Here is a 17,604-nt window from a genome sequence, read left to right as displayed (position 1 = left end):
AGCGGCGCCTGCAGAGGCGGTCAGGGTACCTCGACCGCGCTCATCCGGGCCTCGATGGTGCCAGCACGGCCGACCACATAGGGCGAACCTGGGCGTTTCTCGAACCGCTTCGGTGCCGGCAGCATGACCGCGAGCCGCGCGGCCTGGTTCGGACCGAGCCGGGAGGCGTCGACGCGGTAATAGTGACGCGCGGCCGCCTGGGCGCCGAATACGCCTTCGCCCCATTCGACGTTGTTCAGATAGATCTCGAGGATGCGCTGCTTGCTGAGCATCGATTCCAGCATCAGCGTCAGCACGAGTTCCTGGCCCTTGCGGGCGAGGTTGCGCTCGGAATTCAGGAAGAGGTTCTTGGCGAGCTGCTGCGAGATCGTCGATCCGCCGATCACCTTCGGGACCGGCGGCGGCTTGGTCGGGTTGGTCTTGGCGAGCCGGGCGGCGCGCTTGTCGGCCTGTTCCTGGGCGCGCTGGTTCTTGTCCCAGGCCTTTTCGAGCGCGTCCCAGTCGACGCCGCCATGTTCGTTGAAGCCGGCGTCCTCGCTGGCAATCACGGCGCGCTTGAGGTTGCGGCTGATCAGCGCGTCGTCGACCCACTGCTGGGCCCAGAGGATCTGGTGCTTCTCGCGCAGCAGGCGCATCGCCTCGGAGCGCTGGAAGGTGGTCGACTGCGGCGACACGGCGGCCATCACCGCGATGCGGGCCGCGAAGAAGAGTTGCAGGCAGAGGACGCTGACCAGCAGCATCCCGGCGAAGCGCAGGAACTGTTTCATGCCCCGGGGTCAGTGCGACGCCAGACGCTGGCGGAGGTCCGCGAGCACCGTCGCGCTGTCGGGGCGCACGCCGCGCCAGAGGAGGAAGGCTTCCGCGGCCTGCTCGACCAGCATGCCCAGGCCGTCGCGCGCGGCGCCGCCGGGGCCGGCCTGCTCGGACGCCCAGTCGAGGAAGGGCGCCGTGGACGGGCCGTACATCATGTCGACGGCCAGACCGCCGTGCGCGAGCACCGGCGCGGCCGGATCGGGCAGCGGCAGTCCGGCGCCGCTGAGCGAGGCGCTGGTGCCGTTGATCACCACGTCGTGGCGGCCGTCGGGGGCCGGGGCGTCGAGGCCGCCTGCGCTCAGGCGCACGCCGTGTTCCGCGGCCCAGGCGCGATGGCTGTCGGCGAGCGCGAGGGCCTTGTCGGCGCTGCGGTTGACGATGCGGATTTCCGCCGGCCGGCCGGTGATCAGACTGCCGAGCACCCCCGCCGACGCGCCGCCGGCGCCGATGAGCAGCACGCGTTGGCCGCGCAGCGGTCGCGCGGCGTTGCGCTCGATGTCGGCCAGCAGGCCGGCGCCGTCGGTGTTGTCGCCGAGCCAGCCGCCCGCGGACGCGTCGTCGAAGCGGAAGGTGTTGACCGCGCCCGCCAGCTGCGCGCGCGGTGTCCGTCGGGCCGCCAGGCGGAAGGCCTCGAACTTGAACGGCACGGTGATGTTGCAGCCGCGGCCGCCGGCGGCGACGAAGGCGCGCATCGAGGCTTCGAACCCGTCGAGCGGGCAGAGCAGCCGCTCATAGACCAGCGACTGGCCGGTCTGCGCGGCGAAGGTGGCGTGGATCTCCGGCGAGCGGCTGTGCGCGACCGGGTTGCCGGCCACCACATAGCGGTCGAGGCCGGCGCCTTCGTGGGCGGTGGATGCGGACGGATCAGCGCTCATGACATTTCCCTGGGAACAGGACGACCGGCGAGGCGGTGCTCAGGACGGCTGGGCGGTGCTGAGCGTCGTCTCCACACTTTCATCGCGGTTGAACCGGAAGCGGAAGGTCATCACGAGGACCTCCGCGCCGCGGCGCATTTCCGACGTGAACTGGCCGAAGGGCCCGCTCGCGCGCACGATGGCGACGGCGCGTCGATCCAGCACGGCGTTGCCCGAGCCCTGGACGATCTCCGTGTCGACCACGCGGCCGCGGTAGTCGACCTGGATGTTCATCGTGAGCTCGCCGTAGAGCTTGCGACCCTGGTAGCTCGGGAAGTCGCGCGTGCCGCGCGCCTCGATCCGGCGACGCAGCTGGTCGTAATAGAGCGCATGCACCGTCTCGCGCGTGGCGGGACTGACGTAGCGCTTCTTCGGCCGCGCGTTCTCCGTGTTCACGCGCTTCTCGATCTCCGCCAGCGTCTGCACCAGCTGCCGGCGATGCTCGGCGACCTGTCGGCCTTCGGCGGTGCTCTTCTCGCGCGCGGGATCCGGCGGCGGCAGCATGGCCAACTGCCGGCGCAGCACGGTCAGCAGCTGTTCCTGCGCCTGCTGCAACTGCTGGATCTGGCTCTTCTGGAGTTCGATGCTGTCGCCGGTCTCCTCCAGCGGCGAGGGCGCCAGCGGCGACGTCGCCCGCACGTTGGCGGAGAGTTCGCCGCCGCCGGCCAGGTTGGCCTGCGCGAGCGCCTGCGCCTGGGTGGGGGCTTCCTGGCCGCGCGCGTTCACGAGGATCACCTCGAGCGGCTCGTCCTGGAAGATCCGGTCGAACTGCTCCGGGGCGACCAGCTTCAGCGTCCCCAGGCCCAGGTGCACCCCGGCCGAGACGATCAGCGCGTAGTGCAAAAGGCTGAGCTTGGGCATCTTGAAGAAGGGAAGGGATCAGGAAGCGGCAGGGGCGGGCGCTGACGACGTGGCCCCCGCGCCTTCGCCGCTCTTGGAAGAGTCGGTGCCGTCGTCGTTGACGTCGATCGCCAGCGTCAGGACGCCGCTGGGTTCTTCGTCCTCGTCGGCGCTTTCGTCGGCCGTCACCGGCGCGGCTTCGGCGTCCAGGCGCTCGATCAGGTTGGCGTGCAGGTCCAGCGTCAGTTCATCGAGGCCGGTGATGCGCACCTTCACGTGGGCGTTGCGCGGCAGGTTCTCGCAGCCGAGCGCGCGGAACACCAGCGGCAGCTCGTCGGCGCGGACCAGGCCGTCCTTCAGCACGGAGGCGGTCAGCTCGGTGATGCCCTGCTGCTGCAGGTAGCGCAGCGTCCAGTAGCGCTCGATGCCGGACTGGAAGCCGTTGTAGGCGCTGTAGGCGGCGTCGAAGCCCGAGATGACGGAGAACAGTGCCGCGTCCTTGGGCTTGAACGGCGCGGCCAGCGCGGCGGTCTTGCCATGACGGGCGCAGGCGATGATCTGCCACTGGTTCACCAGGTCGACGTAGCGGCGCAGCGGCGAGGTCGCCCAGGTGTACTGCGAGACGCCCATGCCGGCGTGCGGTGCGGGCTTGGTGCCCATGCGGACCTTGATGCCGGGCGCCAGGCTGGCCTGGCTGCGGTAGATGCCGGGCACGCCGCACTCGGCCAGGAAGCCGCCCCAGCTGGAGTTCGCCAGGATCATCGCCTCGGCCACGATCAGGTCCAGCGCGGTGCCGCGCTTGCGCGTGGAGATGCTGACCTGCTCGGCGCCGGCGGGTTCGGTCCCGTCGTTGTCCAGGCGGAAGTTGTAGTCGGGCCGGTTGAAGGTCTCGGGCTTGCCGCGCACGACTTCGCGCTTGGCCTTGAGGTCCTTGGCCAGCCGGTAGGCGAAGGCCAGTTCCGGGGCGAAGTCGTAGTCGGCCGGCGCGTCGCCGGTCAGCGTCGCGTCGGTGATGACGTCGTCGAGCTTGTCGTGGCGCAGGTTGGCGGCGATGGGCACGCGGTCGAGCTTGGTCTCACGCGCGGTGATCTCCAGCGTCGCCTCGTCCATCGTCAGGTAGATGCTGACCGCCGGGCAGTCGCGGCCCTCGATCAGCGTGTAGGCCTGGACGACGTCGTCCGGCAGCATCGTCAGCTTCCAGCCCGGCATGTAGACCGTGGAGAAGCGTTCGCGGGCGACCTTGTCCACCGGCGAATCCGGCTGGATCGCCAGACCCGGCGCGGCGATGTGCACGCCGAAGATCACCGTGCCGGTGCCCAGGCCCTGGACGGACAGCGCGTCGTCGATCTCGGTCGTGGCCGAGTCGTCGATCGAGAAGGCGCGCACCGGCGCGAGCGGCAGCGCGTCCTTGATCTCGGGCGCGGACAGCGCAGGGAAGTTCGTGCCCTTCGGGAAATGCTCGAAGAGGAAGCGCTTCCAGTGGAACTGGTAGGGGCTGGCGATCGCGCCGGCGTCCTTGAGCAGGTCCAGCGGCGCCTTGTGGCTGCGCTTGGCGGCCTCGACGACGGCCTTGTACTCCGGGCCGTTCTTGTCGGGGCGGAACAGGATCTTGTAGATCTGGTCGCCGATAGGCGCCGGGCACTGGCCCTCGGCCAGTTCGGTGGCCCACTGCTCGATCTGCGCGGCGATCTGCTTCTTGCGTTCGATGCCCAGCAGCGCGGCCTTGACGGTCTCGGCCGGCGCCTTCTTGAAGACGCCCTTGCCCATCCGGCGGAAGTAGTGCGGCGCGTCGAACAGCCGGAACAGCGCGCCCGCCTGCTGGGCGAGCGTGGACTTGGCGTCGAAGTAGTCGGCGGCCAGATCGGCGAAACCGAACTCGACTTCCGGCGCGAATTCCCAGGCGAGGTCGAGGTCGATCTCCTCGGCCAGGCGCTGCCCGTCCGCGATCAGTTCGGCCGGCGACGGCTTGTCGAACTTGAGCAGGACATGGGCGGCTTTCACTTTGACGCGCTTTCCGGATTCGAGCTCGATCTGCATCGAGGAATCGGCTTCGGACAGGATGCGGCCGGCGAGGAATTTTCCGGCGTCTTCGAACAGGGCAAACATAGAGGGCGGATTGTCGCTGATCGTGGAGGGGGTGCCGGGTGGGTGGGTGTGGGGCGCGTGTCAATTCGTTGTCAACACGCGGTCACGCCGCCGACGCAGACTCGCGCCGCACCCCGCGCGCCCATGCCCCCACGTTTCCACACCCTCATCGCCGCCCAGTTCTTTTCCGCATTGGCCGACAACGCGCTCCTGATCGTCGGCATCGCGCTGCTTCGGGAGATGGGCCAGCCCGTCTGGTGGGCGCCGCTGCTGAAGCTGTGCTTCACGGTGGCCTATGTGGGGCTGGCGCCGGTGGTCGGGCTGATCGCGGACGCGTGGCCCAAGGTGGCGTTGATGACCTGCATGAACGGGCTGAAGGCGGTCGGCGTCGGCGCGATGGCGGCGGGACTGGATCCGCTGCTCTCGTTCGGGATCGTCGGGGTAGCGGCCGCCTGTTACGCGCCGGCCAAGTACGGTCTGATCACCGAGATCGTCCCGCCGACGCGGCTGGTCGCGGCGAACGGCTGGATCGAAGTCTCCGTGGTGTGCTCCGTGCTGCTGGGCACGGTGCTGGGCGGGCTGCTGGTCAGCCCCTGGTGGATGACGACGATCGGGGAGCTGGGCGTGGCGCGGCCGCTGACCGCGTCGCTGTGCGCGCTGCTGGGGGTCTATGCGCTGGCCGCGGCGTTGCAGCTCCGCGTACCGGAAAGCGGCATCGTCTATCCCAAGCCGCCGCGCCGGATGAGCGAGATCCTGCGCGATTTCCGGATCTCGAATCAGGCCTTGTGGCGCGACCGGCTCGGCGGCCGCCTGTCGCTCTCGATGACGACCCTGTTCTGGGGCGCCGGCGCGACCCTCCAACTTGCCGTCCTCCAATGGGCGCAGGACGTGCTGGGCCTGCGACTCAACCAGGGCGCCTACCTGCAGGCGACAGTGGCGATCGGCGTGGTCGCGGGGGCAGGCCTTGCGGGACGCTGGATCGCGCTGCACCACTCGTTGCGCGTGATGCCGCTCGGCCTGATGCTCGGCGCGTTGATGCTCGCGACACCGTGGGTGACCTCCCTCGGTTGGGCCCTGCCCGCCATGGTCATGGTCGGCGCCGTCGGCGGCGCGATGGTGGTGCCGATGAATGCGCTGCTGCAACATCGCGGCGTGCAGATCCTCAGCGCCGGCCGCTCGATCGCCGTGCAAGGCTTCAATGAGAACCTGAGCATCCTGCTGATGCTCGGCGCCTACGCGCTGCTCCAGGCACTCGGCGTCCCGCTGGTCTGGCTGATGAGCGGGCTCGGAGTGTTCGTCTTCACCGGCGTGCTGGTGCTCATGATCCGGCAACGCGGACGTCGCGAAATACCGTCCGCCGATGTCGCGGGTGGCAGCATCGTCGGTTGACTCGACCGAGCCAGACGAAGAGCGCCCGGGGCCGTCGGCGTCGTCCGCCTAGAGGCGCCAACTCGCGCCGCTCACCTCCGGTTCGCTCTGCTCAAACAGACGGCGCCCAGTCAGTTGGGGAAGGCGGACGACGCCGACGGCCCCGGGCGCCCTTCGTCCACAACGAGCGGTTCAGTGCGCGCGAGCTTCGAGTCCGGAGAGTTGCGAGCCGGCACGCAGCGCCACCGAGGTGCCGTCGATGGCCGAGGCATACACATGCTCGATACCCTGCACGATGCCGTCCCAGTCGAGCGACTCCGCACTCTCCCGTGCCGCGAGGCGCATGGCGCGCAGGCGGGGCAGGTCCTCAAGCAGCGATAGCGTTCGAGCCTGGAAGGTCGCCGGATCGTTGAACGGCGCGAGCCCACCGTTGGCACCGTCGCGCACGAGCAACGCCGCCGCAGCGTACTGGTAGGCCATCACCGGGAGACCGCTCGCGAGCGCCTCGGGCGTGACGTTGCCGTAGGTCTCGGTGATGCTGGGGAACACGAACAGGTCGCCGCTGGCATAGCAGGCGGCGAGGTCCTCACCATGCTTCATGCCAGCGAAGACGACGTTGGACGAAGGCGGCAGGAGCTGCTCGAAATCAGCCCGCGCCGGGCCGTCGCCGACCAGCACGAGTCGCGCCCGCGGATGCCGCTGACGGATCGCCGGCCAGAGGTCGACGAGCAACTGGAGATTCTTCTCCGCAGCAAGCCGGCCGACATGCACCAGCACAGGATCGCCGGGCGCGGCGCCCCAGCTTTCACGCAGCGCATCGCCGCGGCGCGAGGGATGGAAGAGCTGCGTATCGACACCGCGCGCAATGACGCTGACGTGGCGGAAACCCTGCGCCATCAACTCGCCGGCGAGGGTGGCGTTGGGCACCATCGTCGAGTGGCAGCGGTTGTGGAACTTGCGCAGGTACGCCAGCAGCGGCCGGCGCAGCCAGCCGATGCCGTAATGCTGGGCGTAGGCGTGGAAATTGGTGCGGAACTCCGAGACGACCGGCAGCTTGAGCTGTCGCGCGGCCTGGAGCGCGGACCATCCCATCGGGCCTTCCGTCGCGATGTGGACGATGTCGGGACGCTTGCTGGCCCAGAGGTTGACCAGCGTGCGCTTGGACACGACGCCCATGCGCAGGTGCGGGTAGCGCGGCACGGCCAGGCCGCGCATCAGCACTTCGTCGACCGGCGCGTCGAGCGCATGCGAAGTCCCCGCCGGTGCCTGGCGCGGACGCAGCAACTGCACGGCGTGGTCGCGGGCCTGCAGGCCCTGGACCACGCAGGCGATGCTGCGCGCCACGCCGTTGACCTCGGGCGGATAGGTCTCCGTCACGACCGCGACGCGGAAATGCCGCTGCCGTGTGGGGAGCTCGTCGACTTCGAGTTCGATCGCCGGTGTCGTCATGGCGCGCATGATGGGCGGCGAACGCAACAGTTCTGTGACGGTGGGGTTCGTCACGCGCCTGACACGGCCGATGGACACAGTCGCCACGCGTCCGTCATCGATGCATCACCGTGCCATCACGGCGCTGCCATCGATTGCCGTCACGCTCACCGCTCATTTCACGGACGAGGGCCCCATGAAGGACTTTCTGGCACTTCTGAATGAACAGCGTTGGGACGACCACCGCTACTACCACCATTGCCGCATCAACCAGTCGCTGCATCTGCTGAGCGCCTGCTGCTTCGTGGTCGCCTACGGGCTGCTGCTCGTCGATCCCGCGTGGTCGGCGCTGCTGGCGTGGGGCGTGTCGATGACCAGCCGCCAGGCCGGTCATTTCTTCTTCGAGCCCAAGGGCTACGACCACGTCAACCAGGCGACCCACGAGCACAAGGAAGAGATCAAGATCGGCTACAACCTGCGCCGCAAGGTCGTCCTGATGGCACTGTGGGCGGCGTCGCCGGTCGCGCTGTGGCTGAAGCCGGGCCTGTTCGGACTGTTCGCGCCGGCCGCCAGCTTCACCGAGTACCTGCATCAGCTCGGCCTGCTGTGGTTCTGGCTGGGCGTCGGCGGTCTGGTGTTCCGCGTGCTGCAGCTGGCGGTGATCCGCGACCTGCGCACCGGCCTGGCCTGGGCCACCAAGATCATCACGGACCCCTTCCACGACATCCAGCTGTACCACCGGGCACCGTTGCAACTGTTGCGCGGTGAGCGGCTGGATCCGGCGCTGTGGCCGCGCGACGATGGGCACAATGCCGGCAACGGCGAGCAGGCGGCCTGATCCACCAGGGATGACGCGCCGCGCGGTCCCTCCTTGAAGGGCGCGTGCGGACGCGGGTGGATGCGGGAACAGGCCGGTTCGCCGGAAGAAGGAGTTCCCGCATGTCTGGAGTTGTACGGCGCCTTCGGGCGCCGAAGTCATTGGCGACGGCCGTTCCGGCCTTCTCGGCCTTCTCGGCCTTCTCGGGCCTCGCGACCTTGTTTGCCGCGATCGCCTTGTTGGCGGGCTGCGCCAGTCCGATGCCGAACACCGGCAACCAGCGCGTGACCGGCGGTCCGATCGTCTTCACCAAGGTGGGCCACGGCGAGCCGACCGTCGTCCTGCAATCGGGACTCGGCGACGGCCGGGATCCGTGGGCGAAGGTGCTGAACGAGTTGCGCACCGACTACAGCGTGTTCGCCTACGACCGCCCCGGTTATGGCGACAGTACCGCCACGCCGCCGGTACCGCGCAATCCCTGCGGCATCGCGACCGAGTTGCACGGGCTGCTGCAGAGCGCCGGCATCAAGCCGCCGTACGTGCTGGTCGGGCATTCGATCGGCGGGCTGTACCAGTACGCGTTCTCGCGGCTGTATCCGGACGAGGTGGCGGGCATCGTGCTCGTGGACGCGACGCATCCGCTGCATCTGCGGCGCATGCAGGTCGAGGTGCCGGTGATGGCCAACATGCTGGACAACATGAGCCGGCGGGTGTTCCGGGGCATGATGCAGGCGGAGTTCCTGCAGCAGCAGGACTGCATCGACACGCTGTGGCAGAAGCCGCGTCCGACGGTGCCGGTGCGGGTGCTGACGCGCACGGTCTATTCGCCGACGGAGATGGCGAGCGGTTTCGAGACCATGGTGCACAACCTGGAGCCGAACTGGCTGCCGCTGGTCGGCGGCAAGGAACTCCAGCCGGTCGAGGGATCGGGACACTACATCCAGCGGGACAAGCCGGAGGTCGTGGTGAAGGCGATCGAGGAGGTCGTCAGGGAGGCGCGGGAGCGCGCTCGTCCTTCCCCGGAAACAGCCCTCGGATCACCCCCAGGAACGCCGCCAGCACGCTGACGGTGACACCGGTGGTGACGGCGATGAGGACCTGGTCTGACCACATCTCGATGCCCGTCACTGTCTTGACGACCCCTTGCGCCGACAGCAGCAAGGACCACATGCAGATGCAGCCTGCCGCAAGGCCATAGGCCCGACCCGCATAGCGGCGTCGTAGCTGGCGATTTGCCTTCATGTCGGCGGTGATCTGGGCGGGCATGCCATCGTCGTCGCTGTCGTCGTCGATGGAATGAGCAGGCTCCAGGTGGTCGAGATCGGGCAGGTCAGACATTGAACTCTCCCGACAGGGACGGATCGTCCCGGATCATTGCATTCGAGATAGGGCTGCCGTCCGCTCCGCCGTGCGACCAGGCCGAACCGGGAAGATGGGTGAGATCAGAAAGGGCTTGCGCGGAGCGACCACCGTACATGCTTGTGATTCGATCGATGAAGTGGTGCGCGTCCACGTGTTCCGACGGGAGTGTCGGGGTGCGCCAATTGTCTCGATCGTTGTCTCCTGAGAGGGCTCGGATCGTCTGGGTGATCGGTCGGGTGCCATAAGCCTTCACCTGGTGCAGGATCGAAGGCAGCATCGGACCAAAGCGCCCACGCGTGAAGGTGTCTTCGAACAACGGGCGTCCCCAGCGCTTGAGGTGGTGCGCCTGCGCGAAGTACATCAGCTTCTGCAATTTCATGGACGACAGATCCGGCACGCGGCCGGCGAGGGCGCGCTCTATGAAGGCATTGGCGATCGAATAGGCGGAATACATGTGACAGCACCTCGTGGCACACGCAAATGCGCATGCAAGGCGAAGCAGTCTAGGAATCACACATCGCCAATGACAACGGGGCGCTCTGACATTCGTCAATGAATGTCGAGGCGCCCCGCTTTGTGGGGAGGCGTTGGGGGAGCCGATTTGGGGAGGTGTCGGGGCGCGGAGGGGGATATCCGCGCGATCAGTGGCGAAGGCCCAGCGTCTCCATCAACAGCCGGCGCTTGATCGCCTTGTTGGTCGGCAGTGCCGGGTTGCTCCACCAGCCGCCGTCGCGCATCGCGCGGGCCGCGGCGACGATGCGGCGCTGGACCTCGTCGAAGTCCGCGTCGCTGAAGTCCAGGCTGAAGATCAGCCGGCCCGTGCCCACCCAGCTCAGCGCCAGACCCTGTTCGCGCAGGAAGTACTGCAGCATCCAGTTGTAGCGCGACGGCTCGGTGTAATAGAGCGTCCAGATCGACGACATGTTGGCAGCGCGCAGCGGCAGCTGTTCCGCTTCGAGCGCCGCGTTCAGCCGGGCGCGCCGGCCGTCCTGCTGCTCGTCCTGCTCGTCGAGCTGGCGCAGGCGCTCCGGATCCTCCAGCGCGTCGAGGAACACCGACATCGCGCCCATCACGTACGGATGCGTGTTGAAGGTGCCGCGGGCGAAGCAGACATCGGCGGGGCGCTCGTCGCGGAAGCGCTTCATCCACGCCGCGCGGCCGCAGACCACGCCCACCGGCAATCCGCCGCCCAGCGTCTTGCCGTAGGTCACCAGGTCCGCCTGCACGCCGAAGTACGACTGCGCGCCGCCAGCGCCCAGGCGGAAGCCCATGAACACTTCGTCGAAGATCAGCGCGATGCCGCGCTCGGTGCAGACCTGGCGCAGCTCGCGCAGCCAGGCGGCGTAGGCGGCCTTGTCGTAGGACGCGCGCCGGGAGCTGTCGACCAGCGAGCCGTCGCCTGGCGCCGGCTTGTTCGGATGCAGCGCCTGCAGCGGATTCACCAGCACGCAGGCGATGTCGCGCCGCGTGCGAAGCACCTGCAGGCTGCGTTCGTGCATGTCGCGCAGCGTGTAGGTGCGTTCGGCCGGCAGCGGATTGCCGGGACCCGGCTGCGCCTCGTCCCACCAGCCGTGATAGGCGCCGCAGAAGCGCACCAGGTGCGTCCTGCCCGTGTGGTACCGCGCCAGCCGCACCGCCTGCATCACGGCCTCGGTGCCCGACATGTGGAAGGACAGCTGGTCCATGCGCGCATGCGACAGGATGCGGCGCACGTTGTCCTCGACCAGCGGGTGGTAGACGCCGAGCACCGGTCCGAGCGCGTCCACGCGCGCCGCGCCTTCGGCGATGCAGCGCTGATAGAAGGCGTAGCCGAACAGGTTCACGCCGTAGCTGCCGGCCAGGTCGATGAAGCGTTCGCCGTCGAAGTCGGTCAGCCAGTGGCCGTCGCTGGCGACCATCACCGGGCCCAGCGGCAGCTCGCTCTGCACCAGCGGGCTGAACGACGGCGGCACCCGGTAGCTGCTGGTGAACTGCAGGTCGGGCAGCGACGGCTTCATCGACTGCGTCGCGGCGATGCTGCGCGCATGCCGCGTCTTCAGCGTGTGCGAGAGCGCGCTGAAGCTGGAGCGCCGCGTCGCGACGATGTCGGCCGGCGCGTCGTCCGCGTTGAAGAAGTGCGCGTCGTCGAAGCGTTGCGTCGGCATCAGCCGGGCGAGCCGCACCGCCATCCGCGAGTGCCCCGCCAGCGACGGGTGCTTGGCCCGGGAGAGCTGCAGGCGGCGCCATCCGGTCGGCGCGTAGTAGAGCGCCAACAGTCCCGCCGCCGCGGCGGCGACGGGCAACAGGTCAAAGGTGAAGAACGTCGTCGACATGGGCATGGGCCTCCGGAGCCTCGTTCAGCTGTCACACAGCGTTGGCAAATTACCGGGGTGTATCCGACGGAATTGACATGTCTATGAAACTGGCCCGCTGGCGCGACCGTCTGACCCAGCAAGAGTCCCTCAACTTCCTCCTGACCAACCGCATTCCCCGCTTGGCGCTGACCCGATTCATGGGCCGGTACGCCCGGATCGACAGCCCCGCGCTGACGCGGTTCAGCGTCGCGGTGTGGCGGATGTTCACGGACCTGGACTTGAGCGAGGCCGAGCCGCCCGCCCACGGTTACCGCTCGCTGCGCGACGTGTTCACGCGCCGGCTGAAGCCGGGACGTCGACCGATCGATCCGGCGCCGGCGAGCCTCGTCAGCCCCTGCGACGCGATCGTCGGGGCGCACGGCCCGGTCACGCGCGGCATGGCGCTCCAGGCCAAGGGCATGGACTACCGCATCGCGGACCTGTTCGGCGACGCCGCCCGCGCCGCGCCTTACCTCAACGGCACGTATGTGACGCTGCGGCTGACCTCGGCGATGTACCACCGCTTCCACGCGCCGGCCGACCTGCGCATCCAGCGCGTCACCCACATCGCGGGCGATACGTGGAACGTCAACCCCATCGCTCTCAAGCGCGTGGAACGCCTGTTCTGCCGGAACGTGCGCGCCGCCGTCGAGTGCACGCTGCCCGACGGCACGCCGATCGCGCTGGTGCCGGTCGCGGCCATCCTGGTCGCGAGCCTGCGTCTGCACGCGCTCGACCTGACGCTGCGCCCGGACCATCCCGGCCCGCATCGTTTCGACGTCGGTCACGATCACGTCCGCGGCGAGGAGATGGGCTGGTTCGAGCAGGGCTCGACGATCATCGTGTTCCTGCCGCCGGGCGTGAACCTGTCGGCGAGCTTGCAGACCGGGCAGAGGATCCGCATGGGCGAGGCCCTCGCGCATCTACCATCCGCGGATGGCGATGAATGACACGACGCAGCTCCCGGGCGGATCGGCAGGGTCGATGGCTGGCGCACTGGCCGGCTCACTGGCCGGTCCGTACGGCGGAGACGAACACGGCCTGATCTGCGGCTTCTGGATCCACCCGGAACGGCCGACCGAGACGCTGCCCACGCTCGCGCAGGCGCAGGCCCGGCTGTCGCAGCCGGACGGCGGCTACCTGTGGCTGCACCTGAACCTGGCGCACGCCGGCGCGCTGCCCTGGCTGCGCCGCAACGCCGCGCTGGCCGAGAGCTTCGACGAGGCGCAGCAGCAAGGCTCGCGCTCGTCGCGCATCGAGCGCGTCGGCGAGCACCTGTTCGCCGTGCTCAACGACGTCACCTTCGATTTCGCCTTCGACGTCGGCGACGTCTCCACGCTGTGGATGCAGGTCAGCGAACACCTGGTGCTGAGCGTGCGGCGCGCGCCGCTGCGCTCGGTCGACCGCCTGCGCATGGCGATCAAGCGCGGCGACCGGCCGCGGTCCAGCGTCGCGCTGCTCGATCACCTGCTGCGCGACCAGGCCGACGAGCTGCAGCGCATCGTGCGCCAGGCCACCGAGCGGGTCGACGACATCGAGGACGCGCTGCTTGCCGGACGCCATTCGGGACATGGGTCCGAGGTCGCCGCGTTGCGGCGGCTGATGGTGCGCCTGCAGCGGCTGCTCGCGCCGGAGCCGAGCGCGCTGCTGCGCATGCTGTCGAATCCGCCGGAGTGGGTGGTGGCGCGCGACAAGCAGCAGCTGCAGCAGGCGAGCGAGGAATTCGCGCTGGTGCTGCGCGACATCCAGGCGCTGCAGGAACGCATCCGCGCGGTGCAGGACGAGACCTCGGCGCGCGTCGCGCAGGAGAACAACCAGACGCTCTATGTGCTGACGATGGTCACCGTGCTGGCGCTGCCGATCAACCTGATCAGCGGCCTGTTCGGCATGAACGTCGGCGGTCTGCCGCTGCTGGAGCACAAGCACGGTTTCTGGGTCGTCGTCGGCCTGATCGTCGTGCTCACCGGCCTGGTGACGCTGCTGCTCCTGAAAGCGACCGGACGACGGAAGTAGGACTCAGAGTTCGAGGAAGGCCGTCAACTCGTCCAGGTAGTCGTCGAAGTCGGCCAGGCCGTGGTCGCTGCCTTCGAGCAGCTTGATCCGGCACGCCGCGTAGCGCGCGTGCATCTCGCGCCAGTCGAGCACCTCGTCGCCCTTGGCGATGACCGCCAGCATCCGCTCCGGATGCGCGAGCGCGCCGACATTCAGCGCGACGAGTTCGTCGACGAACTCGGGCCGGAAGAAGAAGTGCTCCTCCGGGTTCTGCCAGCAGGTCTGCTCGCCGATGTAGTTCGCGAGGTCCCGGGCCGGGTCCACGGCCGGATTCAGCAGCACGGTGCGCGCGCCGGTGCGCTGGGCCACCGCGGTCGCATAGAAGCCGCCGAGCGAACTGCCCATCACGGCCATCGTGTCGCGCGGCCAGTCGCGGACCAGCGTGTCGACGAGCGCCATCGCCTCGCGCGGCGACGGCGGCAGCTGCGGGCAGGCGAACAGCAGACCCGGACGATGTTCCTTCGTCCAGCGCGCCATCCGCAAGGCCTTGGCCGAACGCGGCGACGACCGGAAGCCGTGCAGATAGAGGAGGTGGGTGCGACGCAGACTCATGGCGCGGCAGTGTAGGCGGCGGCCGTGCGGACCCCCTTCTTCGGGGTGTCCCCGGGGGATCCCGAGGCGAGCGGGTCACTTCCGGCACGGGTGGGGCGCTGCCGGCGTGGGCGATCATCGCCAAACGCGCGGTTCGCGAGGGTCGCTCGCTCGTTAGTGCGCATTGACGCGCGGGCCCCGGCCCCGCACATTGCCCGCTTCACCGGGGCCAGGCGGCGACACGACCGCCACGCCTGCTTTCTCAACATGGTCCGGCCCATTGCGGACGGACCCAAGACCACATCGATCCATGATCCACCGGGACACGATCCAGTTGACGGCCATCGCCGCCGCGGCGCTGCTGCTCACCGCCTGCGCCACGACCGGCCCGACCGGCGCCTCCACCTCCGCGCCCACCGCCCAGGCCGCTCCCGCGCCCGCCGGCGCCGCCTCCGGCGCGCCGGGCCAACCGGGCGCGACGTCGCCGATGACGGCGCCGCGTCCCGCCGCCGATCCGACCGCGCCCAAGCCGTTCGCCGAAGTCAGCCGCGACACCAAGCGCGACGACGGCCTGTTCCCCATCCTGCGCAAGGACGAGAAGGTCTGGCTCGAGATCCCGCGCGCGATGCTGAACAAGCCCTTCCTGTTCACCATCAACATCACCAGCTCCATCGGCGAACGCGGCTTCTACGCCAGCCAGATGGGTCCGGAGATCCTGGCCGAGTGGCGCCGCGTCGGCAACGCGATCCAGCTGGTCGCGCTGAACACGGCGTTCCGCGCCGAAGGCGGCGGCAAGCGCGCCGGCGAGGAGGCGTTCTCGCCCAGCCTGCTGGCCGCCGGCCCGGTCGCCAGCGCGGACCACCCCGAGCGCAAGTCCTTCCTGGTCGACGCCAGCCTGCTGCTGAGCGACATCCCCGGCATGTCCACGCGCCTGGAGATGGCCTACCGGCTGCCCTACAACGTCGACCGCAGCAACTCGTATTTCGAGCTGACCCGCGCCGACGCGCAGCTCACGACGCTGAACGCCAAGGTCCACTACTTCACGCCGCGCATCCCGGCGCCGCCGCTGGTGGCCCCGCCCGTGCCGGTCCCGACGCCGCCGCAGGCGCTGCCGGATCCGCGCTCGATGTTCATGGGCTTCGTCTACAACTTCCGCGCGCTGCCGGAAGAGAAGATGGCCACGCGCCGCGCCGACGGCCGCCTGGGCCACTTCACCGAGTCCTTCACCGACCTGAGCGACGACGCCAAGCCGAACCCGCGCGTCCACTACGTCGCGCGCTGGCGCCTGGAGAAGAAGGACCCCGCCGCGGCGCTGTCCGAGCCGGTGCAGCCGATCACCTACTGGATGGACAAGAACATCCCGCCGAAGTACCGCCCCGCGGTCGAGGCCGGCATCCTGGAATGGAACAAGGCCTTCGAGAAGATCGGCTTCAAGAACGCGGTCGTGGCCAAGCAGCAGCCCGATGACGCGGACTGGGACAACATGGACGCGTCGCATGCGTCGATCCGCTGGTTCGTCGGTTCGGACGTGGGCTTCGCCATCGGCCCGAGCCACCTGGACCCGCGCACCGGCGAGATCCTGGACGCCGACATCGGCATGAGCGACGTGTTCGCCCGCGGCGGCCGCGCCTTCATTTCCGAAGACGCGCCGCGCGGCATGGCCGGCGGTCAGGTGTCCACGCTGGCGGAAGAGGCGCAGGCGCTGGCCGCGCTGAACCAGGGCTGGCGCGAAGGTCGCAACGCGACCTACTGCACCTACGCGCATGACGCGGCCGCCGAGATGGACTTCGCGCTCGACGTGCTCGAAGCGCGCGGCGACATCGCGCCGGACAGCCCCGAAGCCGATGCCTTCATCCAGGCGCGGATCAAGGACGTGATCATGCACGAGGTGGGTCACACGCTCGGCCTGAAGCACAACTTCAAGGCCTCCACGCAGGTGACGCAGGCGCAGCTGAAGGACAAGGCCTGGACCGATGCCAACGGCCTGTCGGCCTCGGTGATGGACTACAACGCCTACAACATCCCGCTCGAGGGCGAAGCGCCGACGACGTACAACAACACGACGCTGGGCGCCTACGACTACTGGGCGATCGAGTACGCCTACAAGCAGGTGCCCAAGGAGCAGGAAGAGGCCGAGCTCAAGCGCGTCGCCGCGCAGAACACGCTGCCCGGCCACGCCTATGCGGACGACACCGACGCCGGCGGCTTCGGTCCGTTCGACGGCATGGATCCGACGATCAACCGCTTCGACCTCGGCGACGATCCGATGGCGTATTTCCGCAAGCGGCTGAAGCTGACGCAGGAGCTGTGGACGCGGGTGCAGAACCGCACGCCGGAAGCCGGCGACGATCCGCTGCGCCAGCGCCGTCAGCTGGCCGGCGGTTTCAACCAGCTGGCGCGCGCGTCGGACCTGGTGGGCAAGTACGTCGGCGGCATGTACACGCACCGCGACGTGCCGGGTTCGTCGGTCGCCGCGATGCGGCCGGTCGATCCCGCCAAGCAGCGCGAGGCGCTGCGCTTCCTGGCGCAGGGCATCTTCAGCGCGGACAGCTTCCGCTTCAAGCCGGAGTTCCTGACCTCGATCACGACCGACTATGTCGAGTTCAATCGCGCGGGCTTCGTGAACATCCCGGCGGCGGTGGCGCGGGTGCAGCTGGGCTCGCTGGACCGCCTGCTGCAGGCGCAGACGGCGATCCGCCTGATGGAGCTGCCGGCCTACGTGCCGGTGTCGCAGCGCAAGGGCCTGATCACGATCGGCGAGGTCTACGGCACGCTGCAGTCCTCGATCTGGAGCGAGCTCAAGACCGGCGCGGAGATCGATCCGCTGCGCCGCAACCTGCAGCGCGAATACCTGCGCCGCATCCAGGCCAACCTGACGAAGAGCGGCGCGGCCTCGGGCCAGTTCGCCGATGCCTACGCGGTGCTGCGCCTGCACGCCGTGCAGCTGCAGAGCGATCTGCGCGCCGCGCAGGGCAAGGGCTCGATCGAGACCCGCGCGCATCTGGCGGAGAGCCTGGACTTCCTCAGCAACGTGCTGAAGGCGACGATGACGCGGACTTGA

The 17,604-nt window shown here is 68.9% G+C and carries 15 protein-coding genes; 6 read left to right on the top strand and 9 right to left on the bottom strand.

Going from position 1 to position 17,604, the window contains the following annotated elements:
* Positions 1–20: 20 nt before the first annotated feature.
* The 4 genes from ACQZ13_RS25520 to ACQZ13_RS25505 are packed head-to-tail and all read right to left on the bottom strand — an operon-like array spanning position 21 to position 4,673.
* Entirely contained in the window at positions 21–767 is a 747-nt protein-coding gene (locus ACQZ13_RS25520; RefSeq protein WP_431048661.1) for a transglycosylase domain-containing protein, read from the bottom strand.
* A 9-nt stretch (positions 768–776) separates the two neighbouring features.
* Positions 777–1,688 (bottom strand): shikimate dehydrogenase, encoded by a 912-nt coding sequence (gene aroE / locus ACQZ13_RS25515; RefSeq protein ID WP_431048660.1) that lies wholly within the window; start codon positions 1,686–1,688, stop codon positions 777–779.
* Positions 1,689–1,727: 39 nt separating this feature from the next.
* Positions 1,728–2,588: an energy transducer TonB gene (locus ACQZ13_RS25510; RefSeq protein WP_421034977.1), complete on the bottom strand. Its 861-nt coding sequence runs from the start codon at positions 2,586–2,588 to the stop codon at positions 1,728–1,730.
* A gap of 18 nt (positions 2,589–2,606) precedes the next feature.
* On the bottom strand, positions 2,607–4,673 hold the full coding sequence (locus ACQZ13_RS25505) for a ribonuclease catalytic domain-containing protein (RefSeq protein ID WP_431048659.1): 2,067 nt from the start codon (positions 4,671–4,673) through the stop codon (positions 2,607–2,609).
* Between the two features lie 123 nt (positions 4,674–4,796).
* On the opposite strand from ACQZ13_RS25505, the gene lplT reads away from it, so the two are divergent.
* Positions 4,797–6,041, top strand: coding sequence for a lysophospholipid transporter LplT (gene lplT / locus ACQZ13_RS25500; protein ID WP_431048658.1), 1,245 nt, complete (start codon positions 4,797–4,799; stop codon positions 6,039–6,041).
* Positions 6,042–6,212: 171 nt separating this feature from the next.
* On the opposite strand, the gene ACQZ13_RS25495 is transcribed toward lplT, so the two are convergent.
* Entirely contained in the window at positions 6,213–7,469 is a 1,257-nt protein-coding gene (locus ACQZ13_RS25495; RefSeq protein ID WP_431048657.1) for a glycosyltransferase family 4 protein, read from the bottom strand.
* A gap of 175 nt (positions 7,470–7,644) precedes the next feature.
* Here ACQZ13_RS25495 and ACQZ13_RS25490 point away from each other — a divergent pair, with 175 nt between their 5' ends.
* Both ACQZ13_RS25490 and ACQZ13_RS25485 read left to right on the top strand, forming a co-directional pair.
* On the top strand, positions 7,645–8,286 hold the full coding sequence (locus ACQZ13_RS25490) for a hypothetical protein (protein WP_431048656.1): 642 nt from the start codon (positions 7,645–7,647) through the stop codon (positions 8,284–8,286).
* A gap of 101 nt (positions 8,287–8,387) precedes the next feature.
* A complete protein-coding gene (locus ACQZ13_RS25485; RefSeq protein WP_431048655.1) occupies positions 8,388–9,332 on the top strand; it encodes an alpha/beta fold hydrolase in 945 nt (314 codons plus the stop codon).
* Here the strand turns inward: ACQZ13_RS25485 and ACQZ13_RS25480 are convergent.
* The 3 genes from ACQZ13_RS25480 to ACQZ13_RS25470 all read right to left on the bottom strand — a co-directional run bounded on the left by ACQZ13_RS25480 (position 9,253) and on the right by ACQZ13_RS25470 (position 11,939).
* Positions 9,253–9,603 (bottom strand): hypothetical protein, encoded by a 351-nt coding sequence (locus ACQZ13_RS25480; protein WP_431048654.1) that lies wholly within the window; start codon positions 9,601–9,603, stop codon positions 9,253–9,255. The genes ACQZ13_RS25485 and ACQZ13_RS25480 overlap by 80 nt on opposite strands.
* Positions 9,596–10,081, bottom strand: a complete 486-nt coding sequence (locus ACQZ13_RS25475; protein WP_431048653.1) for a Panacea domain-containing protein — start codon at positions 10,079–10,081, stop codon at positions 9,596–9,598. Before ACQZ13_RS25475 ends, ACQZ13_RS25480 begins: the two co-directional genes overlap by 8 nt.
* A 187-nt stretch (positions 10,082–10,268) precedes the next feature.
* A complete protein-coding gene (locus ACQZ13_RS25470; RefSeq protein ID WP_431048652.1) occupies positions 10,269–11,939 on the bottom strand; it encodes an aminotransferase class III-fold pyridoxal phosphate-dependent enzyme in 1,671 nt (556 codons plus the stop codon).
* Between the two features lie 77 nt (positions 11,940–12,016).
* On the opposite strand from ACQZ13_RS25470, the gene asd reads away from it, so the two are divergent.
* Positions 12,017–12,910 carry an archaetidylserine decarboxylase gene (gene asd, locus ACQZ13_RS25465; protein WP_431048651.1) on the top strand — a complete coding sequence of 298 codons (894 nt, stop codon included), beginning with the start codon at positions 12,017–12,019 and terminating at the stop codon, positions 12,908–12,910.
* Positions 12,903–13,973, top strand: a complete 1,071-nt coding sequence (locus ACQZ13_RS25460) for a transporter (protein ID WP_431048650.1) — start codon at positions 12,903–12,905, stop codon at positions 13,971–13,973. Before asd ends, ACQZ13_RS25460 begins: the two co-directional genes overlap by 8 nt.
* A gap of 3 nt (positions 13,974–13,976) precedes the next feature.
* Here ACQZ13_RS25460 and ACQZ13_RS25455 read toward each other — a convergent pair whose 3' ends face one another.
* Complete coding sequence (locus ACQZ13_RS25455) at positions 13,977–14,564, bottom strand: YqiA/YcfP family alpha/beta fold hydrolase (RefSeq protein ID WP_431048649.1); 588 nt, start codon at positions 14,562–14,564, stop codon at positions 13,977–13,979.
* Between the two features lie 289 nt (positions 14,565–14,853).
* Here ACQZ13_RS25455 and ACQZ13_RS25450 point away from each other — a divergent pair, with 289 nt between their 5' ends.
* Complete coding sequence (locus tag ACQZ13_RS25450) at positions 14,854–17,604, top strand: zinc-dependent metalloprotease (RefSeq protein WP_431048647.1); 2,751 nt, start codon at positions 14,854–14,856, stop codon at positions 17,602–17,604.

Source organism: Roseateles sp. L2-2 (genome assembly GCF_050613215.1).
Classification (GTDB): Bacteria; Pseudomonadota; Gammaproteobacteria; order Burkholderiales; family Burkholderiaceae_C; genus Roseateles; species Roseateles noduli.
The sequence above is the reverse complement of the archived record's forward strand: the minus strand, read 5'-3'. Positions and strand labels throughout refer to the sequence as shown.